The sequence below is a fragment of the Nocardia sp. CA-107356 genome (genome assembly GCF_050946365.1).
Taxonomy (GTDB): Bacteria; Actinomycetota; Actinomycetes; order Mycobacteriales; family Mycobacteriaceae; genus Nocardia.
Genome location: NZ_CP191992.1, coordinates 1,154,379 through 1,179,584 on the forward strand (window position 1 = coordinate 1,154,379; position 25,206 = coordinate 1,179,584).

The window sequence follows — 25,206 nt, forward strand, 5'->3', positions numbered from 1 at the left end:
TTGGACCGGCTGGATTTCGGCGGAAACGGCGAAACTGGTAACACACGGGCGGGCGCTGCGCAGGCTGGCGCGGAGTACTTCCCGCTGTCGCCAGCACAGCTGGGCATCTGGTACGCGCAGCACGTGGACCCGCAGGTTCCGATCAACATCGCCCAGTACATCGACCTGCACGGTGACCTGGATCGCGCGGTGCTGCGGCAGGCCAGTATCGACGCCTCGAACGAGTTCGGCTCTGGCTTCCTCTGCATCGTCGAACGCGACGGTGAGCCGCAGCAGTTCATTGATCCGACGATTCCCGATCGTGACGAGATCGTCTACGTCGACCTGCGCGACGCCGATGATCCCGAGGCGGCCGCGATGGCCTGGATGCGCGCGGAATACAGCCGTCCGTTGAATATCGTGTCCGATCGGCTGATCCGGCTCGCCGCACTCCAGTTGGCGGACCAGCACTGGTACTGGTACGCCCGGGTGCACCACATCGTGCTCGACGGTTTCGGCGCGATGACCTACATGCAGCGCACCGCCGAGTTGTATACCGCGGCGAAGAACGGCGTCGAAGCGTCTCCGTCCAAGGTCACTGATCTGCGGACCCTCTACGACCAGGAGATCTCCTACCGCGACAGCACTCGATTCCAGTCCGATAAGCAACACTGGGCCCAGCGGGTCGCCGGGTTGGAGGATGGGACGAGCCTGGCGGGCCGGTCCGCGCCGCCCGCACCGCTCAACGGGGTGGCCAGCGCGGCGCTGTCGCCGGAGCAGGACGTGCTGCTCGCCGATGCGGTGGCGCGGCACGACAACTCGCCCGCGGGCCTGCTGATCGCCGGTTTTGCCGCCTATTTGGCGCAGTGGACCGGTGCCGAAGAAGTGATCCTGAGCCTGCCGGTGACCGCGCGCACCACGGCCGCGATGCGCCGTTCCGGCGGCGTGACGTCGAATATCGTGCCGCTGCGGTTGCGGGTCGGCTACGACACGACCGTCGCGGAACTGCTGCGTTCGGTGACGGTGGAGGTGTCGGGCGCGCTGCGTCATCAGCGCTATCGCCACGAGGATATCCGCCGCGACAGCGCGGGCAGATCGAATATCGACACTGGTGTCGGCGCGCAGTTCTTCGGCCCGTGGATCAACATCATGTTGTTCCACAACGAGATCGTGCTCGGCGATATGGTCGGCAGCTTCAATGTGCTCTCCACCGGCAGTATCGAAGACCTCGGTGTCAATTTTTATCAGTCGGTCGGCGGCACCCGCTCCCATATCGACTTCGAGACCAATCCGAATCTCTATTCCGAAGCCGAAGCCGCGCAGCATCATTCGCGGTTCCTGGAGTTCTTCGCCCGATTCCTGGCCGCCGATGCCGATGCGGTGGTGTGGGAGCTCGATGCCACCACCGAGGACGAGCGTGAACTGACCCTGTTGGAGTGGAACGACTCCGAGCAGGATGTCCCGGATACCACGTTGTCGGCGTTGCTGGACGCGCAGATCGAGCTGACTCCGGACAACGTCGCGGTGGATTTCGATGGTGCTCAGCTGACCTACGCGGAATTCGCCGCGCGGGTCAACCGCCTGGCCCGGTTCCTGATCGCCGACGGTGTCGGCCCGGAATCGCTTGTCGCGCTGGGTATGCGGCGTTCGCTGGAGCTGGTCGTCGGCATGCATGCGGTGCTGAAGGCCGGTGGCGCGTATGTGCCGATCGATCCGGATCACCCGGCCGATCGCACCGCCTACATCCTCGAGAGTGCGGCACCGGTCTGCGTGCTGACGGTCTCCGATGACGAGCTCGAGCTGCCGGAGGCGGTGCGCCGCGTCGAGATCGACACCCTCGATATCTCCGCCTACGACGATGCGCCGGTCACCGATGCGGATCGGCTCGCACCGCTGCGCCCGGACAACACCGCCTACGTCATCTACACCTCCGGTTCGACCGGCCGCCCCAAAGGCGTTGCGGTCACCCATCATGCGATCGTCAACCAGCAACTGTGGATGCTCGACGAGTACCGCCTCAGTGCCGACGATGTGTACCTGCAGAAGACCGCGACCACCTTCGATGTATCGCTGTGGGGTTACTTCCTGCCGTTGATGGTCGGTGCGAAGCTGGTGATCGCCTCGCCGGACGGGCATCGTGATCCGCTGTACGTCGCCGATATGATCGAGCGGCACCAAGTCACCGTGACCGATTTCGTGCCGTCGATGCTGACAGTGTTCGTCGCGCACGCCAGCACCACCCAATGTGCCACGCTGCGTGCGGTTTTCGTGATCGGCGAGGCGCTGCCGCCGGAAACCGCCGCAGGTTTCCGGGCGATCACCTCCGCCGGTTTGCACAACCTCTACGGCCCCACCGAAGCCGCGGTCTCGGTCACCTATTGGGAGGCCACCGCCGCCGACGCGGTGACGGTGCCGATCGGCATCCCGGAGTGGAATGTTCAGGTCTACGTGCTGGATTCGCGACTGCGGCCCGCGGCCGTCGGCGCGCCCGGTGAGCTGTACCTGGGTGGGCGTCAGCTGGCGCGCGGTTACCGTGGCCGTCCCGATCTGACCTCGGATCGGTTCGTGGCCAATCCCTTGGGCACCGGCGGCGAACGCATGTACCGCACCGGTGACCTGGTGCGCTGGAATGCCGCTGGCACGCTGGAGTACATCGGCCGCACCGACTTCCAGGTGAAGTTCCGTGGTCAGCGCATCGAACTCGGTGAAATCGAAACCGATCTGCTCGCCCATCCGGCCGTGAGCCAGGCCGCGGTGCTGGTGGTCGATACCGTCACCGGCCAGCAGTTGGTCGCGTATGTGGTGCCCGCGCCGGGACAGGCCATCGAATCGGCCGAACTCACCCGCTTCGTCGCGGAGAAGCTGCCGAGCTATATGGTGCCCGCGGCGATCATGGTGCTGGACGCGTTCCCGCTCAACACCTCCGGCAAACTGGACCGAAAGGCCCTGCCGGAGCCGGTCTTCAGTGCGGACGCGGCCGGATTCCGCGCTCCGCGCACCCAAGCCGAACAGATCGTCGCTGCCATCTTCGCCGATGTGCTCAGCCAGGAACGCGTCGGCATCGATGACAACTTCTTCGAGCTGGGCGGCAACTCGCTGGTCGCCACCCAGGTGGTGTCACGGATCGGCACCGCGTTCGGCACCCAGATCGGGGTGCGGGCGCTGTTCGAGACCCCGACGGTGGCCGGTATCGCCGCCCACGCCGAAACCGCACGTCCCGCCGATGCCGCCCGCCCGCCGCTGGTCGCCCAGCAGCTGCCCGATCGGGTGCCGCTGTCGCTGGCACAGCAGCGGATGTGGTTCATCAACCAGTTCGACTCCACGGTGCCCGCCTACAACCTGCCGTTCGTGGTGCGATTGCGCGGCCATGCCGACGTCGACGCGCTGCAGGCGGCGCTGACCGATGTGATGGCGCGCCAGCAGTCGTTGCGCACGATCTTCCCCGAGTCCGGTGACGGCGGCTATCAGCAGGTGCTGCCGATGGACGAGGTCGATCTCGGGATCGAGATGCAGGCGATCGATGCCGCCGAATTGCACGGCGTGCTGGTCGAATTCGCTGCCACCGGATTCGATGTCTCCACCGAACTGCCGATCCGGGTGCGGGTCTACCGGGTTACCGGCCATTCTGGCAACGGAACCCCCGATTACGCCGTCGCGTTCGTCGTGCATCACATTGCGGCGGACGGTTTTTCGTTCGGTCCGCTGGCCCGCGACGTCGCCACCGCCTATCTGGCCAGGGCCGCCGGCGAGATCCCGGAGTGGACGCCGCTGCCGGTGCAGTATCGCGACTACACGCTGTGGCAGCGCGAACTGCTCGGCGCGGAGTCCGATCCCGGTTCCATGGCGGCTCGCGAAATCGCCTACTGGCGTAGGGCTTTGGCCGGTCTGCCGGACCAGCTCGATCTACCGGCCGATCGGCCGCGCCCGCCGGTGCAGAGCTTCCGCGGTAGCCGGGTCGGCTTCGATATCGATGTCGAACTGCACGAGCGACTGACCACACTCGCGCGCGCCCAGGGCGTCAGCGTATTCATGGTGCTGCACGCATCGCTCGCCGTGCTCTTGTCTCGGCTGTCCGGCACCAGCGATATCGCCATCGGCACCCCGGTGGCCGGTCGTGGTGAGCAGGCGCTCGACGATCTGATCGGCATGTTCGTCAATACCCTTGTGCTGCGTTCGGAGGTCGACGGCAGCGAGGCCTTCGCCGACTTCCTGACACGTACCCGCGAGGGAGACCTCGCCGCATTCGCCTATGCCGATGTGCCGTTCGAGCGGCTGGTCGAGGTGCTCAACCCGACCCGTTCGCAGGCGCGGCATCCGCTGTTCCAGGTGATGCTCTCGTTCCAGGAACTCTCGCACGGTTCGATGGAGCTGCCCGGCCTGTCGGTCACCGCCGATGAGCTCGAGGTCGATATCGCCAAATTCGACCTGCAATGGACGGTCACCGAGGAACGCGGCGCGCACGGCGAACCCGCCGGTATGTCGACCGTGGTGTCCTTCGCCACCGATCTGTTCGACGCGGAAACCGTGGCCGAATTCGGCCGCCGTTTCCTGCGCGTGCTCGAAGCCGCCGTCACCGCACCGGAGTCCGCGGTCCGCGATATCGACATCCTCGACGATGCGGAGCGCGCGACGGTGCTGCGCGACTGGAACCGCACCGCCGACGCGGTGCCCGCCGCCACCGTTCTCGACCTGTTCGACGAGCAGGTGCGGCAGCGTCCGAACGAGATCGCCGTCGTCTTCGACGGCGGTACCCGCAGCGTAGGTGAGTTCGGACCGCAGACCGAACTCGCCCACCCGTCGCCCGACCACCACCCCTCATCGAGTCGCTACGCGACGCTGTCGTATGCCGAATTCTCGGCGCGGGTCAACCGCTTGGCCCGCAAGCTGATCGCCGAGGGCGTCGGCCCGGAATCGCTGGTGGCCGTCGGTATTCGCCGTTCGGTGGACATGCTCGTCGCCATCTACGCGACCATGGCCGCGGGTGGCGGCTACGTGCCGATCGATCCGGATCATCCGGCCGAACGCACCGAATACGTACTCGCCAGCTCGAATCCGGTCTGCGTGCTCACCACGACCGCCGACGATGTCGCCGCCGACGGTGACCATCGGGTGCTCCTGCTCGACACCCTCGACCTCACCGACTTCGACGACGCACCGATCACCGACGCGGAACGCCTTGCGCCGCTGCGCGCTTCGAATACCGCCTACGTGCTCTACACGTCCGGTTCGACCGGCCGACCCAAGGGTGTCGCGGTCGGCCACGCCGGTGTTGTCAACCAGATCGCCTGGATCACCGGCGAATACGGCATCGGCGCCGACGATGTGATCCTGCAGAAGACACCGGTCACCTTCGACGTGTCGGTGTGGGAGCTGTTCGGCACCTTGGCCGTCGGCGCGCGCATGCTGATCGCCGCGCCGGACGGTCACCGCGATCCGATGTACCTCTCGGAGATCATCGGACGGCACGGGGTCACCATGACCTCGTTCGTGCCCTCGATGCTCTCGGTCTTCGCCGGAGCCGCGTCCGCGGACGAGTGCGCTTCGCTGCGTACGGTTCTCGTCGCCGGTGAGGCGCTGCCCCCGGCCACGGTAGCCACATTCCGGCAGTTCTCCAGCGCCGCCGTGCACAACCTGTACGGTCCGACCGAATTCACCGTGCACGCCACCGCCTGGCATATCGACGAGGCCGCGCCTACCACGGTGCCGATCGGCCGCCCGGTGCGCAATGCCCAGACCTACGTGCTCGACGCGGGCCTGAACCCGGTTCCGATCGGGGTGCCCGGTGAGCTGTACCTGGGCGGTGTCCAGGTGGCCCGCGGCTACCACGGCCGCCCCGATCTGTCGGCCGAGCGGTTCGTCGCCGATCCGTTCGGCGCGCCCGGCGCCCGCCTGTACCGCACCGGCGACCTGGTCCGCTGGACCGCACCCAAGGATGCGGCGACCGGGACCGCCGGTGTGCTGGAGTACATCGGCCGCACCGACTTCCAGGTGAAGTTCCGTGGCCAGCGCATCGAACTCGGCGAGATCGAGACCGCGCTGCTCGAACACACCGCGGTCACCCAGGCCGTCGTGCTCGTCATGGATACCGTCGCGGGCGATCAGTTGGTCGCCTATGTCGTCACCCCGGGTGGCGCCGCCGATATCGACGACATCAAGAACTCGCTGCACCGCACCCTGCCCTCGTACATGGTGCCCTCGGCGATCGTCGGCCTGGATGCGTTCCCGCTCAACCCTTCCGGCAAGCTGGATCGCAAGGCGCTGCCCGCCCCGGTCTTCGAGGTGCGCGAATTCCGTGCGCCGACAACGCCGATCGAGGAGATCGTCGCCCAGATCTTCGGTGAGGTGCTCGGCGTCTCCCGGGTCGGCGTCGACGACGACTTCTTCGAACTCGGCGGCAACTCGCTGATCGCCACCCAGGTCGCCTCGCGCCTGGGCATCGCGCTCGACACCCGGGTGCCGGTGCGGATGCTGTTCGAGGCGTCCACCGTCGCGGCGCTGGCCACTCGGGTGGAATCGCATGCCGGTGACGGCGCGCGCAAGGCGCTGGTGGCCAGGCAGCGGCCCGAGCAGGTGCCATTGTCGCTGGCACAGCAGCGCATGTGGTTCCTCAACCGGTTCGACACCGAATCGGCGGTCAACAACATTCCGGTCGCGATCCGGCTGTCCGGCGACCTCGACGTCGCCGCGCTGCAGGTCGCGGTCATCGACGTGATCGACCGGCACGAATCGCTGCGCACCGTATTCCCGGAGACCAAGAACGGTCCGGTGCAGCGGATTCTCGATGCGGCACAGATCGTTCCCGACCTGACGCCGTACCGGGTCACCGAGGAGACGCTGGTCGAGCATCTGGTCGACCTGGCCTCCATGGCCTTCGACGTCACCGATGAGGTGCCGCTGCATGCCCGGCTGTTCGAGATCAGCGAATCCGAATATGTGCTCGGCATGGTGGTGCACCACATTTCGGCCGACGGCTGGTCCATGGGACCGCTGGCCCGCGATGTCATGGTGGCCTACGCCGCGCGCACCTCGTGGGAATCGCCCGCGTGGTCCGCACTGCCGGTGCAGTACGCCGACTACGCACTGTGGCAGCGCGAGGTGCTCGGCTCCGAGGACGATCCGAACTCGTTGATCGCCAGCCAGATCCGCTACTGGACCAACGAACTCGCCGATCTGCCCGACGAATTGGTGCTGCCATCGGATCGTCCGCGTCCGGCCGTCGCCTCCTACCGGGGCGGCACCTACGCATTCGTGATCTCCGCCGAGACCCAGCGCGCGCTGATCGAGTTGGGGCGCAAGCACAATGCGTCGCTGTTCATGGTCATGCACAGTGCGCTCGCGGTGCTGTTGGCGCGGGCCAGCGGCACCGGTGATATCGCGGTCGGCACCCCGGCCGCCGGTCGTGGTGAGGCCGCGCTCGACGATCTGATCGGCATGTTCGTCAACACCCTGGTGCTGCGGACCAGTGTGCAGGGCTCGGCAAGCTTCGCGGATCTGCTCGCGCAGGCCAGGGAAGCCGATCTGCACGCCTTCGCCCATGCGGACCTGCCGTTCGAGCGGCTGGTCGAGATCCTGAACCCGGCTCGTTCGCAGGCGCGGCATCCACTGTTCCAGGTGATGCTGGCCTTCCAGAACACCAGGCAGGCCAATCTCGAACTGCCCGGACTGTCGGTCAACGGCATCGACTACGACGCCAGGCTGGCCAAGTTCGACCTGCAGCTGACCCTGCAGGAAACCCAGGAGTTGGGCCAGGCGGCCGGTATGTCGGCCGAATTCTCCTATGCGCTGGATCTTTTCGACGAGGATACGGTGGCGGCGTTCGCCCGGCGCCTGGATCGGATCCTGGCGGCCATCATCGCCGATCCGACCGTGCCGGTCGGCGATATCCAGCTGCTCGACGATCAGGAAACCGCGCTGGCGGTGGTCGGCTGGAACGACACCGAGCGCAATTTGCTGCCGCGTCGTCAGCCCGGCCGCACCCCTCGCCGTTCCGGCGCTCGCCGGGCTTCCGGGGCCGCGCTCACCTTGGTGGGTGAGTTCGCCGCGCAGGCCGCCGCCACACCGGATGCGGTCGCGATCGTGGATCCGGCGACGAGCACAACACTGACGTATGCCGAATTCGGTGCGCGCGTGCACCGGTTGGCGCGTCGGCTCATCGCGGCCGGGGTGGGCCCGGAAAAGCTTGTCGCCCTTGGTCTGCGGCGCTCGGTCGACCTGGTCGTCGCGGCGTATGCGGTGCAGGAGGCGGGCGGCGGTTACGTGCCGCTGGACCTGGATCAGCCGACCGAGCGGGTCAGCTATGTGCTCGAATCGGCGGCACCGGTATGCGTGCTGACGACCTCGCGCGACAACTTCGAAAGCGGCGGGCTGCCCACGCTGTCCATCGATGAGCTGGATCTGTCCGAATACTCGGACGAGCCGGTCACCGATGCGGAGCGGATCGCACCGCTGCGCGCGCAGAACTCCGCGTACGTGATCTTCACATCGGGTTCGACGGGTCGGCCCAAAGGTGTGGCGGTGCCGCATGCGGCCGTCGTCAACCAGATCCGTTGGATCACGGGTGAATACGGCATCGGTGTCGATGATGTTGTGCTGTTCAAGACACCGGCCACGTTCGATGTGTCGGTGTGGGAATTGTTCGGCCCGTTGAGCACCGGTGGCCGGATCGTAGTGGCGAGCCCGGATGGTCATCGCGATCCGCAGTATCTGGCCGAGGTGATCGCGGCCGAGCGGGTCACCATGACCTCGTTCGTGCCCTCGATGCTGACGGTCTTCGCGGGCAGTGTGGATGCCGCCGGTGGCGCGGCGCTGGAGTCGTTGCGCGCGTTGCTCATTGCCGGTGAGGCCTTCACCGGCGACGCGGTCGCGGCCATCCGCCGGGTCAGCTCCGCCGAGCTCTACAACCTCTACGGCCCCACCGAATTCGCGGTGCACGCGACGCATGGTCCGGTGGCGCAGGGGCTGGTCGGTGCGGTGCCGATCGGTCTGCCCGTCTGGAATGCCCAGGCGTATGTGCTCGATGCCCGCCTGCATCCGGTAGCGCCGGGTGTCGCGGGTGAGCTCTATCTAGCCGGTGCGCAGTTGGCGCGCGGTTACTTCGGCCGTACCGATCTGACCGCGGATCGTTTCGTGACCAACCCCTTCGGTGCGTCCGGCTCCCGGATGTACCGCACCGGTGACCTGGTCACCCGCAATGCCGACGGTTCGATCGTGTACCTGGGCCGCACCGACTTCCAGGTCAAGCTGCGTGGTCTGCGCATCGAGCTCGGCGAGATCGAAACCGCACTCACCGCACACGATTCGGTGGCCCAGGCGGTCGCCCTGGTGCGTGCGGATGCCAGGACCGGTGATCAGCTGGTCTCCTATGTGGTGCCCGCGAACGGCGGCACGGTCGACCTCGATGAGCTGCGCGCGCACTTGACCGAGCAGCTCCCCTCGTACATGGTCCCCGCCGCCATTGTGGTGCTCGATGCCATGCCGCTGAACCCCAACGGCAAGCTGGACCGGCGCGCACTGCCCGAACCCGTCTTCGAGGCCAAGGAATTCCGCGCGCCGTCGACGCCGATCGAAGAGATCGTCGTCGGCATTTTCAGCGATGTGCTGAGCCATGAACGGATCGGCATCGACGACAACTTCTTCGATCTGGGTGGCAACTCGCTGGTCGCGACCCAGGTGGTGGCACGGCTCGGTGCGGCACTGGATACCCAGGTTCCGGTGCGGCTGCTGTTCGAGGCGCCGACCGTGGCCGCGCTCGCCGCGCGCATCGAGGCCAACGCCGGAGCCGGCGGCCGCCAGGCGCTGACCGCGCGTCCGCGCCCGGAGTACCCGCCGTTGTCGCTCGCGCAGCAGCGGATGTGGTTCCTCAACCGCTTCGACGCCGATTCGGCCGCCGACAATATTCCGGTGGCGGTGCGGTTGCACGGACATCTCGACCTGCCCGCGCTGCGCGCCGCCATCGCCGATGTGATCACCCGGCACGAATCGCTGCGCACGATCTACCCGTCCCATGAGGGTGTGGCCTACCAGCAGGTGCTCTCGGCCGCGCGTGCCCTGCCGGAACTGGAGATCGTCCCGGTCGCCGAAAGCGATATGGGCAGCGCCCTCTACGAATTCATCGGTCGCGGCTTCGACGTGACGACCGAGTCCCCGGTGCGGATTCGGCTCTACCAGGTCGAGCGCGCACCGCTGAGCAGTAAGAAGTGGCGCGACAACACGCAGGATCACGTGCTCGCGGTCGTCGTGCATCACATTGCGGCGGACGGCTTCTCGATGCGTCCGCTGGTCCGCGACCTCATGTCGGCCTATATCGCGCGCAGCTCCGAATCCGCGCCGGTCTGGGCGCCGCTCCCGGTGCAGTACGTGGATTACGCACTGTGGCAGCGCGAAACACTCGGCTCCGAGGACGATCCGACCGCGCTGATCTCTCAACAGCTCGGCTACTGGCGCGAAACCCTGGCCGCACTGCCCGAAGAACTGCGCCTTTCGCCGAAGCCGCGGCCGGTCGTCGCGTCGTATCAGGCGCGGACACACCGATTCCGGCTGCCCGGCGAACTCGTCGACGCACTGAACCGCGTCGCGCACGAGCACAGCACCACGCTGTTCATGGTGGTGCACAGCGCCTTCGCGACCCTGCTCGCGCGCCTGAGCGGATCCGATGACATCGCCATCGGCATCCCGGTGGCCGGTCGTGGCGAGCAGGTGCTCGACGACCTGGTCGGCATGTTCGTCAATACGCTGGTACTGCGCACCCAGGTCGACCCGGCCGAATCGTTCACCGAACTGCTCGGCCAGGTGCGTGAACGCGATCTGCAGGCCTTCGCACACGCCGATGTGCCATTCGAGCGACTCGTCGAGGTGCTCAACCCGGCCCGCTCGCAGGCGCGGCATCCGCTGTTCCAGGTGATGCTGTCGTTCCAGAACCTCGGCCGCACCTCGCTCGAATTGCCGGGCCTCGCGGTTTCCGAACTCGGCATCGACCAGCCGACCGCCAAGGTCGACCTGCAGCTCACGCTGAGCGAGGGCGCGGAATCCGAGATGGATGCCGAACTCCTCTATGCCACCGATCTGTTCGACGATCGGTTCGCGGACACCTTCGCCGAACGCTTCGTCCGGGTGCTGCGTGGTATCACCGCGGCACCGGCGATCGCGGTCGGCGATATCGACGTGCTCGACGACACCGAGCGGGCCCTGGTGCTCGACACTTGGAACGATACGAAGTTCCCGGTGGATGCGGCACTGACCTCGCCGGTGGGCGATGCGGCGGCGACGCTGGTTTCGCTGTTCGAGGCGCAGCTGGTGCGGACCCCGGACGCGTACGCGGTCACCTACGAGGGGACCAGTCTGTCCTATGCCGAGTTCGGAAACCGGGTTCACCGTTTGGCGCGCTGGCTCAAGCGCAACGGTGTTGGGCCGGAATCGTATGTCGCCCTTGGTATGCGGCGTTCGATCGACCTCGTCGTCGGCATGTACGCGATCAATGTCGCCGGTGGTGCCTATGTGCCGCTGGATCCGGATCATCCGGCCGAGCGCATCGACTACATCCTCGACACCGCGCGCCCGGTATGCGTGCTGACCTCCGGTACCGATCTGGAGACCACGGTGTCGCGGCAGGTGCGCATCGATGAACTCGACCTCACCGAGTTCTCGGACGAGCCGCTGACGGACGCGGATCGGCATCGGCCGCTGCGGCCGGGCAATACCGCGTACGTGATCTTCACCTCGGGTTCGACCGGTCGCCCCAAGGGTGTCGCGGTGAGTCACGCCGCGATCGTGAACCGCCTGGTGTGGATGCACGCCGAATACGGTCTCGCGGCCGATGATGTCGTGCTGCAGAAGACTCCGGCGACCTTCGACGTGTCGGTGTGGGAGTTCTTCTGGCCGTTGCAGGTCGGCGCGCGTTTGGTCGTCGCCAAGCCCGACGGCCACCGCGATCCCGCCTATATGGCGCGCTTGATCGTCGAGGAGCAGGTCACCACGGTGCACTTCGTGCCGTCCATGCTCTCGGTGTTCGTCGCCGAGGATCGCGCGGCCGAATGCACCAGTCTGCGCAATGTCTTCGCCTCCGGTGAGGCACTGCCCGCGGTGGCGGCGCAGCGCCTGCGTCAGCTGACCGGCGCGCGGCTGCACAATCTGTACGGCCCGACCGAGGCCGCGGTCGACGTCACCTTCCACGAGGTGACCGATGCCGATGTGAACTCGGTGCCGATCGGCGCACCGGTGTTCAACACCCAGGTGTACGTGCTGGATTCGCGATTGCGCCCGGTGCCGGCTGGTGTCCCGGGTGAGCTGTATCTGGCGGGCGCGCAGCTGGCGCACGGCTACGTCGGCCGCCCCGACCTGACCACCGACCGCTTCATCGCGAACCCGTTCGGCGACGCGGAACGCATGTACCGCACGGGCGACCTCGTCACCTGGACGGCGCGTGGCGAGCTGGAGTACCTGGGCCGCACCGACTTCCAGGTGAAGCTGCGCGGTCTGCGTATCGAACTGGGTGAGATCGAGTCGGCGCTCACCGCACAGGACGCGGTGGCGCAGGCGGTCGTGCTGGTGCATTCCGATGAGCGGACCGGCGATCAGTTGGTCGCCTATCTGGTCGCGAACCCGGACCGCGCCATCGACATCGACACCATGAAGAACACGCTGGGCGAGCAGTTGCCCGCCTACATGGTGCCCTCGGCCTATATGGTGCTCGACGCGTTCCCGCTCAACGCCTCCGGCAAACTGGATCGCAAGGCGCTGCCCGCGCCGACATTCGCGGCCAAGGTATTCCGCGCACCGACCACCCCGGTGGAAGAGATCGTCGCGGGCACCTTCGCCGAGGTACTCGGTCTGCAGGGCGTCGGCCACGGCGTCGGCCTGGACGACGACTTCTTCGCCCTCGGCGGTAACTCGCTGATCGCCACCCAGGTGGCGGCCCGGCTCGGCGCGGCGCTGGACACCCAGATCCCGGTGCGCGCGCTGTTCGAGGCCTCGAATGTCGCGGCGCTGGCCGCACTCGTGGAATCGGCCGCCGGAGCGGGCGGCCGGGCGCCGCTGACCGCACAGGCGCGCCCGGAGCTGGTCCCGCTGTCGCTGGCCCAGCAGCGGATGTGGTTCCTCAACCGCTTCGACAACCGCACCGCGGTCAACAACATTCCGGTCGCCGTCCGGCTCACCGGCGATGTCGATATTGCCGCGTTGAACGCTGCCATCGGCGATGTGCTGGCCCGCCATGAGGCGTTGCGCACCATCTACCCGGAGCTGGAAGGCACCGGCTACCAGCGCATTCTGCACACCGACGAGGTGCGCTTCGAGCTGGCGGCCGAGGCGATCGCCGCCGCCGCCGTGCCCGCGCGCATCGTCGAACTGGCGAGCGTGCACTTCGATGTGACCAGTGAGGTGCCGTTCCGGGCCACCCTGCTCAGCATCGATGACGACAACCACATCGCGGTGCTCGTCATGCACCACATCAGCGGTGACGGCTTCTCGCTGCGCCCGCTGCTGCGCGATGTAGTGCTGGCCTACACCGAGCGCAGCCGCGGTGAGGTGCCCGTGTGGGCGCCACTGGATGTCCAATACGCCGACTACGCGCTGTGGCAGCGCGAGGTGCTCGGCAGCGAGGACGATCCGGAATCCGTCGCGGCACAGCAGCTCGCGTACTGGACCGGACAGTTGGCCGATCTGCCCGATCAGATCGAGCTGCCCGCCGACCGCTCGCGGCCCGAGATCGCCTCCAATGCCGGTGGCACCCACGGCTTCTCGGTCGACGCCGAATTGCACGCCGCGCTGGCCGAACTCGCCCGTGCCCGCGGGGTCACGCTGTTCATGGTCGTCCATGCCGCGCTGGCGGCCTGGGCGGCCCGGCTGTCCAACAGCACCGATATCGCCATCGGCACCCCGATCGCCGGACGCGGTGAACGCGCGCTCGACGACCTGGTCGGCATGTTCGTCAATACGCTGGTGCTGCGCAACGAGGTCGATCCGAGCGCCAAGTTCAGCGATCTGCTCGCGCAGGTGCGCCGCACCGATCTGGCGGCCTTCGCCAATGCCGATGTGCCGTTCGAGCGGCTGGTCGATGTGATCTGGGGGCGGCAAAGCGGCGCAGCGGCCGGGGTGGGTAGACACAGTCCGGCCCGTTCACAGGCACACCACCCGCTGTTCCAGGTGGCGCTGACCTTCGAGGCCGCCTCGGCCGCCGATATGGGCACCATCGCCCTGCCCGGTGTCGAGCTGTCGGTGGTCGAATTCGATCCGGGCACGGCCAAATTCGATGTGCAGCTGACCGTCGGTGCGGCCGCCGACGGTGCGCTGGGCATGTCGTGGAACTACGCCACCGAACTGTTCGATCCGGAGACGGTGGCATCCTTCGCCGATCGTCTGGTCCGGATTCTGCAGAGCGTGGTCGAGGATCCCGAGATCGTCATCGGCGATATCGATCTGCTCGGTGAGGCCGAGCGGCTGAATGTGTCGCAGCGCTGGGTATCCTCCGGATTCGACAGCCTGGCGCGAGCGACGGGCACGGAAGCGGCACGTATACAGCTCGGGGCCGTCGAGACAGCGCTGGGCAAGGCATACGCGCGCACGGAGGGCCCCGCGAGTGCCAAAATCAGCAGGAGCACTGAGCGTTTCACCGCTGCCGAAACCACGCTGGTCGACCTGTTCGAGCAGGCGATGGCCGCGCATCCGGATAACACCGCGGCCAAGTTCGGCATCGAATCGCTGACCTACGCCGAACTCGATCGACGTGCGAATGTGCTGGCGCGCAGGCTGATCGCCGACGGCGCCGGTCCGGAGTCGCTGGTCGCGGTGATCCTGCCGCGCTCGTTGGACCTGGTGGTCGCGCTGCTCGCGGTGGTGAAGACCGGTGCGGGCTATGTGCCGGTGGATCCGACCTACCCGGCCGACCGCATCGCCTACGTGCTCGCGGATTCGCGTCCGACCAGCGTGATCCTCGATTCCACGGTCCAGGTGAGCGTGCCCGCCGAACTGCCGACCGTCGTCCTCGATGGATTCGCGGTCGAGACCGGCAATGTCGAGGACGCCGACGACGCCCCGATCACCGATGCGGACCGCCTCGCGGCGCTCACCCCGGACAATGTGGCGTATGTGATCTACACCTCCGGTTCGACCGGACGCCCGAAGGGGGTCGCGGTCGCGCACCGGAATGTGGTGCGGCTGTTCGCCAATACCGATCGCGACTTCGGCTTCGGCTCCGGCGATGTGTGGACCCTGTTCCACTCCTACGCCTTCGACTTCTCGGTGTGGGAGCTGTGGGGTCCGCTGCTGTTCGGCGGCACGCTGGTGGTCGTCGATTACTACACCTCGCGCTCGCCCGAACAGTTCCTGGAACTGCTGCGGGTGGAGCAGGTCACGGTGCTCAACCAGACGCCGTCCGCGTTCTACCAACTGGCCGAGGCGGATCGCAATGCCGCGCCGGACGCCGAACCGCTCGCACTGCGCTACGTGGTGTTCGGCGGTGAAGCCCTCGAACTGCGCAGGCTCGCGGATTGGGTCGCCCGACACGGCGCCGGACCAAAGGACCGCCCCGCACGCTCCGCGGTGGCGAGTCCGCTGCTGGTCAACATGTACGGCATCACCGAGACCACGGTGCACGTGTCCTACCGCGCGCTGGATGCGGCGACCATCGCCGCTGCCTCCGGCAGTGTGGTCGGTCGCGCGATCGCGGGTCTGCGCGTGTACGTGCTCGACAACCGGCTGCGGCCGGTACCGGTCGGCGTCGCGGGCGAAATGTATGTCGCGGGACCGCAATTGGCCCGCGGCTACCTCGGCCGCCCCGATCTGACCACCACCCGTTTCGTCGCGAACCCACTGGCCGACGCCGATGCGGCGGGCACCCGCCTGTACCGTTCCGGCGACCTCGCGCGCTGGAACCGCTTCGGCGAACTCGAATACCTCGGTCGCGCCGACGATCAGGTGAAGGTGCGCGGCTTCCGCATCGAACTCGGCGAGATCGAATCCGCGATCCTGGCCCAGCCCGGTATCGCCCAGGCCGCGGTCATCGTGCGCGAGGATCAGCCGGGCGATCAGCGGATCGTGGCCTATGTCGTCGCCGAACCCGAGGTGATCCCCGACCTCGATGTGGTGCGCAGCGGTGCGGCGCAACGACTTCCGTCGTATATGGTGCCCGCGGCACTGGTGCGGCTCGAGTGGATTCCGTTGACCGTCAACGGCAAACTGGACCGCCGCGCGCTGCCCGCGCCCGCGGTGCAGGCCAAGGCATTCCGCGCCCCGGTGACGCCGGTGCAGGAGACCGTGGCCGCGGTCTTCGCCGATGTGCTCGACCTGCCCCGGGTCGGCGTCGACGACGACTTCTTCGACCTCGGCGGCAACTCGCTCATCGCTACCAGGGTGGTATCCCGGATCGGCGCTGCCCTGGGCACCACGGTCCCGGTGCGCGCGCTGTTCGAGGCCACCACCGTGGAAGCGCTCGCGGCCCGGGTGGAATCGCATGCCGACGGTGCGGCACGGGCCCGGCTGGTCGCCCGCCCGCGCAAGGCCGACGAATTGGTGCCGCTGTCGTTCGCGCAGCAGCGCATGTGGTTCCTGAACAAGTACGACACCGCATCGGCGGCCTACAACCTGCCGATCGCCATCCGGCTGACCGGCATATTGGACACCGATGCGCTGCGGCTCGCGGTGGCGGATGTGGTGCGCAGGCACGAATCGCTGCGTACCCGCTATCCGGAGCACGGCGGCACCCCGGTGCAGGTGATCGTGCCCGCCGACGCGATCGCGCTGGACCTGCAGCCGGTATCGGTCGATCCGGCCGAGCTGACCGCGGTGGTGACCGAATTCGTCAGCACCGGATTCGATGTCTCCGAACAGGTTCCGCTGCGGACCAGGCTGTTCGCCGCCGGTCCCGACGAGCATGTGCTCGTCGTGGTGGTGCATCACATCGCGGCCGACGGCTTCTCCATGGGCCCGCTGACCCGTGACGTGATGCTCGCCTACACCGCGCGCACCCAGGACTCCGCGCCCGGCTGGGCGCCACTGCCGGTGCAGTACGCGGACTTCGCGATCTGGCAGCGGGAGGTCCTCGGCTCCGAGGACGATCCGGAGTCGCTGATGGCGCGTCAGGTCGCGCACTGGCAGCACGCGCTCGACGGCGTACCCGACGAACTACCGCTGCCCACCGACCGGCCGCGCCCCGCGATCGCCTCGCATCGCGGCGCGACCTTGCAGACCGAGCTGCCCGCCGAGCTGATCGCGGCACTGGAAGATATTGCGCGCCAACGCGGTGCGTCGCTGTTCATGGTGATGCACAGCGCATTGGCCGTCCTGCTGTGTCGTTTGTCGGGCACCGACGATATCGCCGTCGGTTCACCGATCGCGGGACGTGGCGAGCAGGCGCTCGACGATTTGGTCGGCATGTTCGTCAACACCCTCGTGCTGCGCTCCGGGGTGAGCCAGTCCGAATCGTTCACCGAACTGCTGGACCGGGTGCGTGCCACCGACCTGGACGCCTTCGGCAATGCCGATGTGCCGTTCGAACGTCTCGTGGAAATGCTCGCACCGGAACGTTCGCAGGCGCGCAACCCGCTGTTCCAGGTGATGCTCGCATTCCAGAACCTGGACCGCACCTCGCTGGAACTGCCGGGTCTTTCGGTGTCCGCATTGGATCTCGATGAGAACGTGGCCCGCTTCGACCTGCAGTTCACTCTGTCGGAAACCGGTTCCACCGGAATGACGCTGGCGCTCACCTACGCCACCGAACTGTTCGACGAGTCGACCGCCGCCGAGATCATCCAGCGTTGGCGTCGAGTGCTCGAGGCCATCGCCGCGGATCCGACGGTGGCCGTCGGCGCGATCGACGTGCTCGATGCCGAGGAGCGCGCCGATCTCATCGCCCGCACCGGCGCCACCGCCGTGCCCGCGCGCACGCTGCCCGAGCTGCTCGCCGAGGCCGCCGCGATGGATCCGAACGCCACCGCGGTGGTGTTCGGGGGCACACGTATTTCTTATGGCGAGCTCGACGAGCGCTCGAACCGCTTGGCCCGCTTGCTCATCGCCGAAGGCATCGGCACCGAGGATCTGGTCGCCGTCGGTGTGCCGCGGTCCGCGGACTCGGTATTCGCCGCTTGGGCGGTATCGAAGACCGGTGCGGCCTTCGTCCCGGTCGATCCGAACTACCCGGCCGAGCGCATCGCGCATATGGTCACCGATTCGGGTTCCCCGGTCGGCCTTACGGTCGCGGCGGTCCGCGACGGCCTGCCGGCATCGGCGCGCTGGCTGGTGCTCGAGGACCTCGACCTGGACGCCTTCGACGGCGGGCCGATCACCGACACCGACCGGGTCCGCCCACTGCGTCCGGCGCATCCGGCCTACGTCATCTACACCTCGGGCTCGACCGGTGTGCCCAAGGGTGTGGTGGTCACCCATGCGGGTCTGGCGAACTTCAGTGTCGAGCAGATCGTGCGTTACGACCTCGATTCCGGGTCGCGCGCACTGCATTTCGCCTCGCCGAGTTTCGATGCCTCGATCCTCGAACTGCTGCTGGCGGTCGGTGCGGGTGGCGCGCTGGTGGTGACACCGCCCGGTGTGTACGGCGGTGAGGAACTGTCCGAGCTGATCCGCACCGAGCGGGTCACGCACGCGTTCATCACGCCCGCCGCGCTGGCCACCTTCGACCCGGCCGGCCTCGACTCGCTGCGGGTGCTGGTCGCCGGTGGCGAAGCGGTTCCGGCGGATCTGGTCGCGAAATGGGCGGTGCCGCTGGAGAACGGGTCCGTCCGCAACTTCCACAACGGGTACGGCCCGACCGAGACCACCATCATGACCAATATCAGCGATCCGCTGGTGGCCGGTGACACGGTGGTGATCGGTGCGCCGATCCGCGGTATGCAGTCGCTGATCCTGGATGCCCAGCTGCGGCCGGTGCCGGTGGGTGTCGCAGGTGAGCTGTATCTGTCGGGTATTCAGCTGGCGCGCGGTTATCACGCGCGTGCCGGGCTGAGCGCCGAGCGTTTCGTGGCCAATCCGTATGTCGCGGGTGCACGCATGTACCGCACCGGTGACGTGGTCCGATGGAGCTATCGCGGTGCGGTCGAGTACGTCGGCCGGTCCGACTTCCAGGTCAAGGTGCGTGGTTTCCGCATCGAACTCGGTGAGATCGATGCCGCGCTCGCCTCGCACGAGACCGTCGACTTCGCCGTCACCGTCGGCCACAAGACCACCGCGGGCGCGACCTCGCTGGTGTCGTATGTGGTTGCGGCGCAAGGGCATTCGATCGACGTGGCCGAGCTGACCGGGCATGTCGAACAACGCCTGCCCGCCTATATGGTGCCGTCGTCGGTAATGGTGATCGACCGGATTCCGCTGACCCCGGTCGGCAAGCTGGACCGCAGGGCATTGCCGGAGCCGGTCTTCGCGACCGAGGTCGTCTTCCGCGCGCCGCGCACTCCGATCGAGCACACCATCGCCGAGGTCTTCGCCGAGGTGCTCGGTCTGGACCGCGTCGGTGTCGATGATTCGTTCTTCGCGCTCGGCGGCGACAGCATCGTCTCCATCCAGCTGGTCTCGCGGGCCAAGGCGCGCGGCGTGGTGTTCACGCCGCGCCACGTTTTCGAACAGCGCACCGTGGCCGGACTCGCCGCAGTCGCCGAGACCGCCGACAGCACCGAATCCGGCGTCGAGGCGCTGGCCGAGCTGCCCGGTGGCGGCATCGGCACCATGCCGCTGACCCCGGTGATCCGGTTCATGGCCGAGCGCGAGGGCTCGTTCGGCCGGTTCAACCAGACCATGGCACTCGAGCTGCCGGTCGGCATCGACCGCGCTGGCATCGCGAAAACCGTTGGCGCGGTTATCGATCGCCACGACATGCTGCGGGCGCGGTTGTCCCGCGACGACGAGGACTGGATCGTCGATACCGCCGCACCGGGCACGATCGACGTGGACGCGCTGATCGACCGCACCGAATTCGATGCGGGCGTGGACGCGGCCGGACTGGTCGAGATCGCCTCCGCCGCACTGGATGCCTCGCTGGATCTGCTGGATCCGGCCGCGGGCGTGGTGGTTCGGTTCGTCTGGCTGGAGCCCTCGGGCGGCAGCCGCGGCGGTCGACTCATCGTTGCCGCACATCACCTCGTCGTGGACGGTGTTTCCTGGCGCATCCTGGTGCCGGACTTCGTCACCGCCTGGGGCCAGCTCACCGCGGGCCAGGATCCGCAGCTCGTCGCGCCCGCCACCTCGATGCGGGCCTGGGCGGACGCGTTGGCGCGCGAGGCCGGAAGTGCCGAGCGAGTGGCCGAACTCGACTACTGGCGTTCGGTGGTTGCCACCGCGGATCCGCTGCTGACCGAGCGGCCGATGGATCCGACCGTGGATACCTCCGGTGTCATCGAGAAGCATCAGGTCGAGGTCTCCGCCGAGGTCACCAAGGCGCTGTTGACCACAGTGCCCGCGCTGTTCCACGGCGGCGTCAACGACGGTCTGCTGACCGCGCTCGCCCTGGCGACCGCGAAGTGGCGCGCCCGCCGCACCAGCACCCGCACCGACGATGCGCTGCTGCTCCGGCTCGAAGGCCATGGCCGCGAAGAGGACATCGTGCCCGGCGCGGATCTCTCGCGCACCGTCGGCTGGTTCACCGCGATCTTCCCGGTCCGCTTCGACCTGTCCGGTATCGATATCGATGCCGCGCTGACCGGCGGCCCGCCCCTCGGCAAGGCCGTCAAGGCGGTCAAGGAGCAGCTGCTCGCGGTGCCGGATAAGGGCATCGGCTACGGCCTGCTGCGCTATATGAACGCGGCGACCGCGGCCGAACTGCCCGCCGAACTGCCGGGCCAGGTGAGCTTCAACTACTTGGGCCGCGTCTCCGAGGGCGATGTGCCCGAGGCGCTGCGCGGTTTCGGCTGGATCCCGGCCGCGGAACTCGGCGCGCTCGGCGGCGCCTACGACGCGGATATGCCCGCGATGGCGCCGCTGGATATCAATGCCATCGTGGTCGGCGACAAGCTGACCGCGAATATCGGCTATCCGACCACGCTGCTGGATGCCGCACAGGTCCGCGAATTCGGCGAGCTGTGGACCACCGCGCTGGAAGCGGTTGCCCGGCATGCCAATTCGAACGGCGCGGGTGGGCATACGCCGTCGGACTTCGCCCTGGTCCGCTCGACCCAGCGCGATATCGACAACTGGGAGCAGCGCTTCCCGGCGCTGGCCGATATCTGGCCGCTGTCCGCACTGCAGGCGGGTCTGCTCTTCCACGCGCGCCTGGCCGCCACCTCGGTGGACGTCTACACCGCGCAGGCCGTGCTGACGCTCACCGGTCGGGTGGATTCGACCCGATTGCGTTCGGCCGCACAGGCGCTGGTGGATCGCTACGAGAACCTGCGCACCGCCTTCGTCACCGATAACGACGGCAACCCGGTGCAGGTGGTCCTCGACAGCGTCCGCGTCGCGTGGGCCGAGCACGACCGGATCGAGTCCGGCGACGGCACCGACCTCATCGCCGCGGACCGCACCCAGCGTTTCGATCTGACCGCGCCGCCACTGATCCGGTTCACCTTGATCCAGGTGGCGCCCAACCGCTGGCAGTTCGTGGTCTCCAACCACCACATCCTGCTCGACGGCTGGTCCATGCCGCTGCTGATGCGGGATCTGCTGGTGCTCTACGCGGCCCACGCCGACGCCACTGTGCTGCCCGCGGTGCGCTCCTACCGGCACTTCCTGGAATGGACCAGGCAGCAGGATCATTCGGCCTCGGTGGCCGCGTGGACCGATGCGCTGCGCGGTGTCAGCGAACCCACGCTGCTGTCGCGTCCGGACGCGAGCCGCGAAATCACCGCGCTGTCCGGCGAATACTTCTTCGACCTGGACGAGCAGGCCACCGCGCGACTGACCACACTGGCCGCCTCGCTCGGTGTCACGCCGAATACCGTGCTGCAGGTCGCCTGGGGCATCCTGATCGGCCGGATGACCAGCCGCGACGATGTGCTGTTCGGTACCACGGTGTCCGGGCGTCCGGCTCAGCTCTCCAGTGTCGAATCGATGGTCGGGCTGTTCATCAACACGGTTCCGGTGCGGGTGCGCTTCGATCCGTCGGAATCGGTGCGGGAGCTGCTGACCCGGACCCAGGGCGAGCAGGCGGATCTGCTCGACCACCACTATGTCGGTCTTGCCGATATCCAGTCCGCCGCTGGTATCGGCGGTCTCTTCGACACGCTGGTGGTATTCGAGTCCTACCCGGTCGATGCCGATGGCATCCGGGCGCAGGCCGCCGATATCGATGGCATGGCGGTCATCGATATGCAGGCCGCCGACGCCACGCACTACCCGCTGACCCTGATCGCGCAGCTGGACACTCGGCTGCGGATCCGCGCGGGCTACCTGCGCGACCTGTTCGACGAGCAGACGGTGCGCCGCATCGCCGATCGACTGATCCGGGTGCTGACCGCGATCACCACCGAACCCGCTGTGGTCGTTGGGGATATCGAACTGCTCGATACCGCCGAGCGCGAGCTGGTGGTGTCGGGGTGGAACGACACCGCATACGACGTGGACGCCGAGTTGCCGGCTCGCTCCGCAGGCTCCGCTCACACCGCCAAGACGCTGGTCTCGATGTTCGAGGCTCAGCTCGCCGCGACCCCCGACGCGACCGCGCTGACGTTCGAGGGGACGAGTCTGACCTACGCCGAATTCGGCACCAGGGTCTACGGTTTGGCGCGTTGGCTCATCGAACGCGGTGTCGGCCCGGAATCGTATGTGGCCCTAGGTATGCGGCGCTCCATCGATCTGGTCGTCGGCATGTACGCGGTGACCGTGGCCGGTGGTGCGTATGTGCCGCTGGATCCGGATCATCCGGCCGAGCGCACGGAATACATTCTCGCCATGGCCGATCCGGTCTGCGTGCTGACCTCCGGCGACGATCTGAAGATCGATACCGCCCAGGTGCGCATCGACCTGCTCGACCTGTTCGGGCTGTCGGACGAACCGGTTTCCGACGCGGAACGACGTGCGCCGCTGCGTCCGTCGAATACCGCCTACGTGATCTTCACCTCGGGTTCGACCGGCCGTCCGAAGGGCGTGGCGGTGAGCCATGCGGCGATCGTGAACCGCCTGGTGTGGATGCAGTCGGCCTACGGGCTGACCGGCGCCGACGCCGTATTGCAGAAGACGCCGGCGACCTTCGACGTCTCGGTGTGGGAGTTCTTCTGGCCGTTGCAGATCGGTGCGCGCCTGGTCATCGCGAGGCCCGACGGGCATCGCGATCCGGCCTACCTCGCCGAGATCATCACCGCCGAGCGGGTCACCGTCACCCACTTCGTGCCGTCCATGCTGTCGGTCTTCGTGGCCGATGCGGCCGCGGGGCGGTGTGATTCGCTGCGGCTGGTCTTCGCCTCCGGTGAGGCACTGCCGCCCAAGCCCGCACATCGCTTGCGCGAGTTGACCGGTGCGGCGCTGCACAACCTGTACGGCCCGACCGAGGCCGCGGTCGACGTCACCTTCCACGAGGTGGTCGCGACCGATACCGACACCGTGCCGATCGGTGCGCCGGTCTTCAATACCCAGGTGTACGTGCTGGATTCGCGGCTGCGCCCGGTGCCGGTCGGTGTCGCGGGTGAGCTGTACCTCGCGGGCGATCAGCTGGCGCCCGGCTATGTCGCACGTCCGGATCTGACCAGCGATCGGTTCGTCGCGAACCCGTTCGGCGCCGAGGGTGCGCGCATGTACCGTACCGGCGACCTGGTGGCCTGGACCGCCGACGGTGAGCTGGAGTACCTGGGCCGTACCGACTTCCAGGTGAAGCTGCGCGGTCTGCGCATCGAACTCGGCGAGATCGAGCAGGCGCTCACCGCACTGGACGAGGTCGCCCAGGCGGTGGTCGTGGTGCGCGGTGATCAGCACACCGGCGACCAGCTCGTCGCGTACGTCATCGCGACGCCGAACCTGCGGCTGGATATCGAGACGGTGCGCGAGGATCTGGCGCGGCAGCTGCCCGCGTACATGGTGCCCTCGGTCGTGATCGTGCTCGACGAATTCCCGCTCAACGCCTCCGGCAAGCTGGACCGCAAGGCGCTGCCCGCACCGGTCTTCGAGGCCGCGGTATTCCGTGCGCCGACCACACCGGTCGAGGAGATCATCGCCGCCACCTATGCCGATGTGCTCGGCCTGGAGCGGGTTGGTCTGGACGACGACTTCTTCGCACTCGGCGGCAACTCGCTGAGCGCCACCCAGGTCGCCGCCCGGCTCTCGGCCGCGCTGGACACCGATCTCGGTGTCCGCGAACTCTTCGAGGCGTCCTCGGTGGCGGCACTTGCGGCCCGGGCGGAGTCGCGGGCCGGTGCCGGTGCGCGGGCGGCCCTGGTACCGCAGCAGCGCCCCGAGCGGGTGCCGCTGTCGCTGGCGCAGCAGCGCATGTGGTTCCTCAACCGCTTCGATCCGGAATCGGCCGTGGACAATATCCCGGCAGCGGTGCGGCTTTCCGGTCTGCTGGACCGGCAGGCACTGCAGATCGCGGTCGCCGATGTGCTGGCGCGCCACGAATCGCTGCGCACCTACTACCCGGAGGTCGACGGCACCGCGTACCAGTGGACCGTCTCCACCGGCAAGGTGATCCCGGATCTGTCGCCGATCGATGTCACCGAAGCCGAACTGCCGCGGCGTCTCGCGGAGGTCATGCTGAGCGGCTTCGACGTCACCGCCGAAGTTCCGTTCCGGGCACGCCTGTTCGAGATCAGCCCGACCGAACATGTACTCGCCCTTGTGGTGCACCACATTTCGGCCGACGGCTTCTCGATGGGTCCGCTCACCCGCGATGTGATGACCGCCTACGCCGCCCGCGTCGACGGCGGCGAACCCGCCTGGCGGCCGCTCGAGGTGCAGTACGCGGACTTCGCGCTGTGGCAGCGCGCGGTACTCGGCGCCGAAACCGATCCGGAGTCGGTGATCTCCGGGCAGATCGAGTTCTGGTCGAAGACCCTGCGCGGCCTGCCCGAACAGCTCGACCTGCCCGCCGACCGGCCGCGACCGGCGGTGGCGTCGGGTCGCGGTGCGACGCACGCCTTCGAGATCGACGCCGAAACCCATGGCAAGCTCACCGAACTCGCCCGCACCCGGGGCGCGACGCTGTTCATGGTCGCGCACACCGCGCTGGCCGTACTGCTGTCCCGGTTGTCCGGCGAGGAAGATGTCGCGATCGGCACCCCGATTGCGGGGCGTGGTGAACGCGCGCTCGACGACCTCATCGGCATGTTCGTCAACACCCTGGTGCTGCGGACCTCGATCGACGGCGAC

General features: G+C 67.7%; 1 protein-coding gene (cut by a window edge). It reads left to right on the forward strand.

Translation table 11 applies throughout. The features are described from left to right. A protein-coding gene (locus ACQP1G_RS05355; protein ID WP_433208176.1) for a non-ribosomal peptide synthase/polyketide synthase crosses the window boundary here: on the forward strand, nt 1–25,206 show its 5' portion. Its footprint extends 12,294 nt past the window's final position; 25,206 of the gene's 37,500 nt are visible here — the first part of the coding sequence; its start codon is at nt 1–3; its stop codon lies off the right edge, out of view.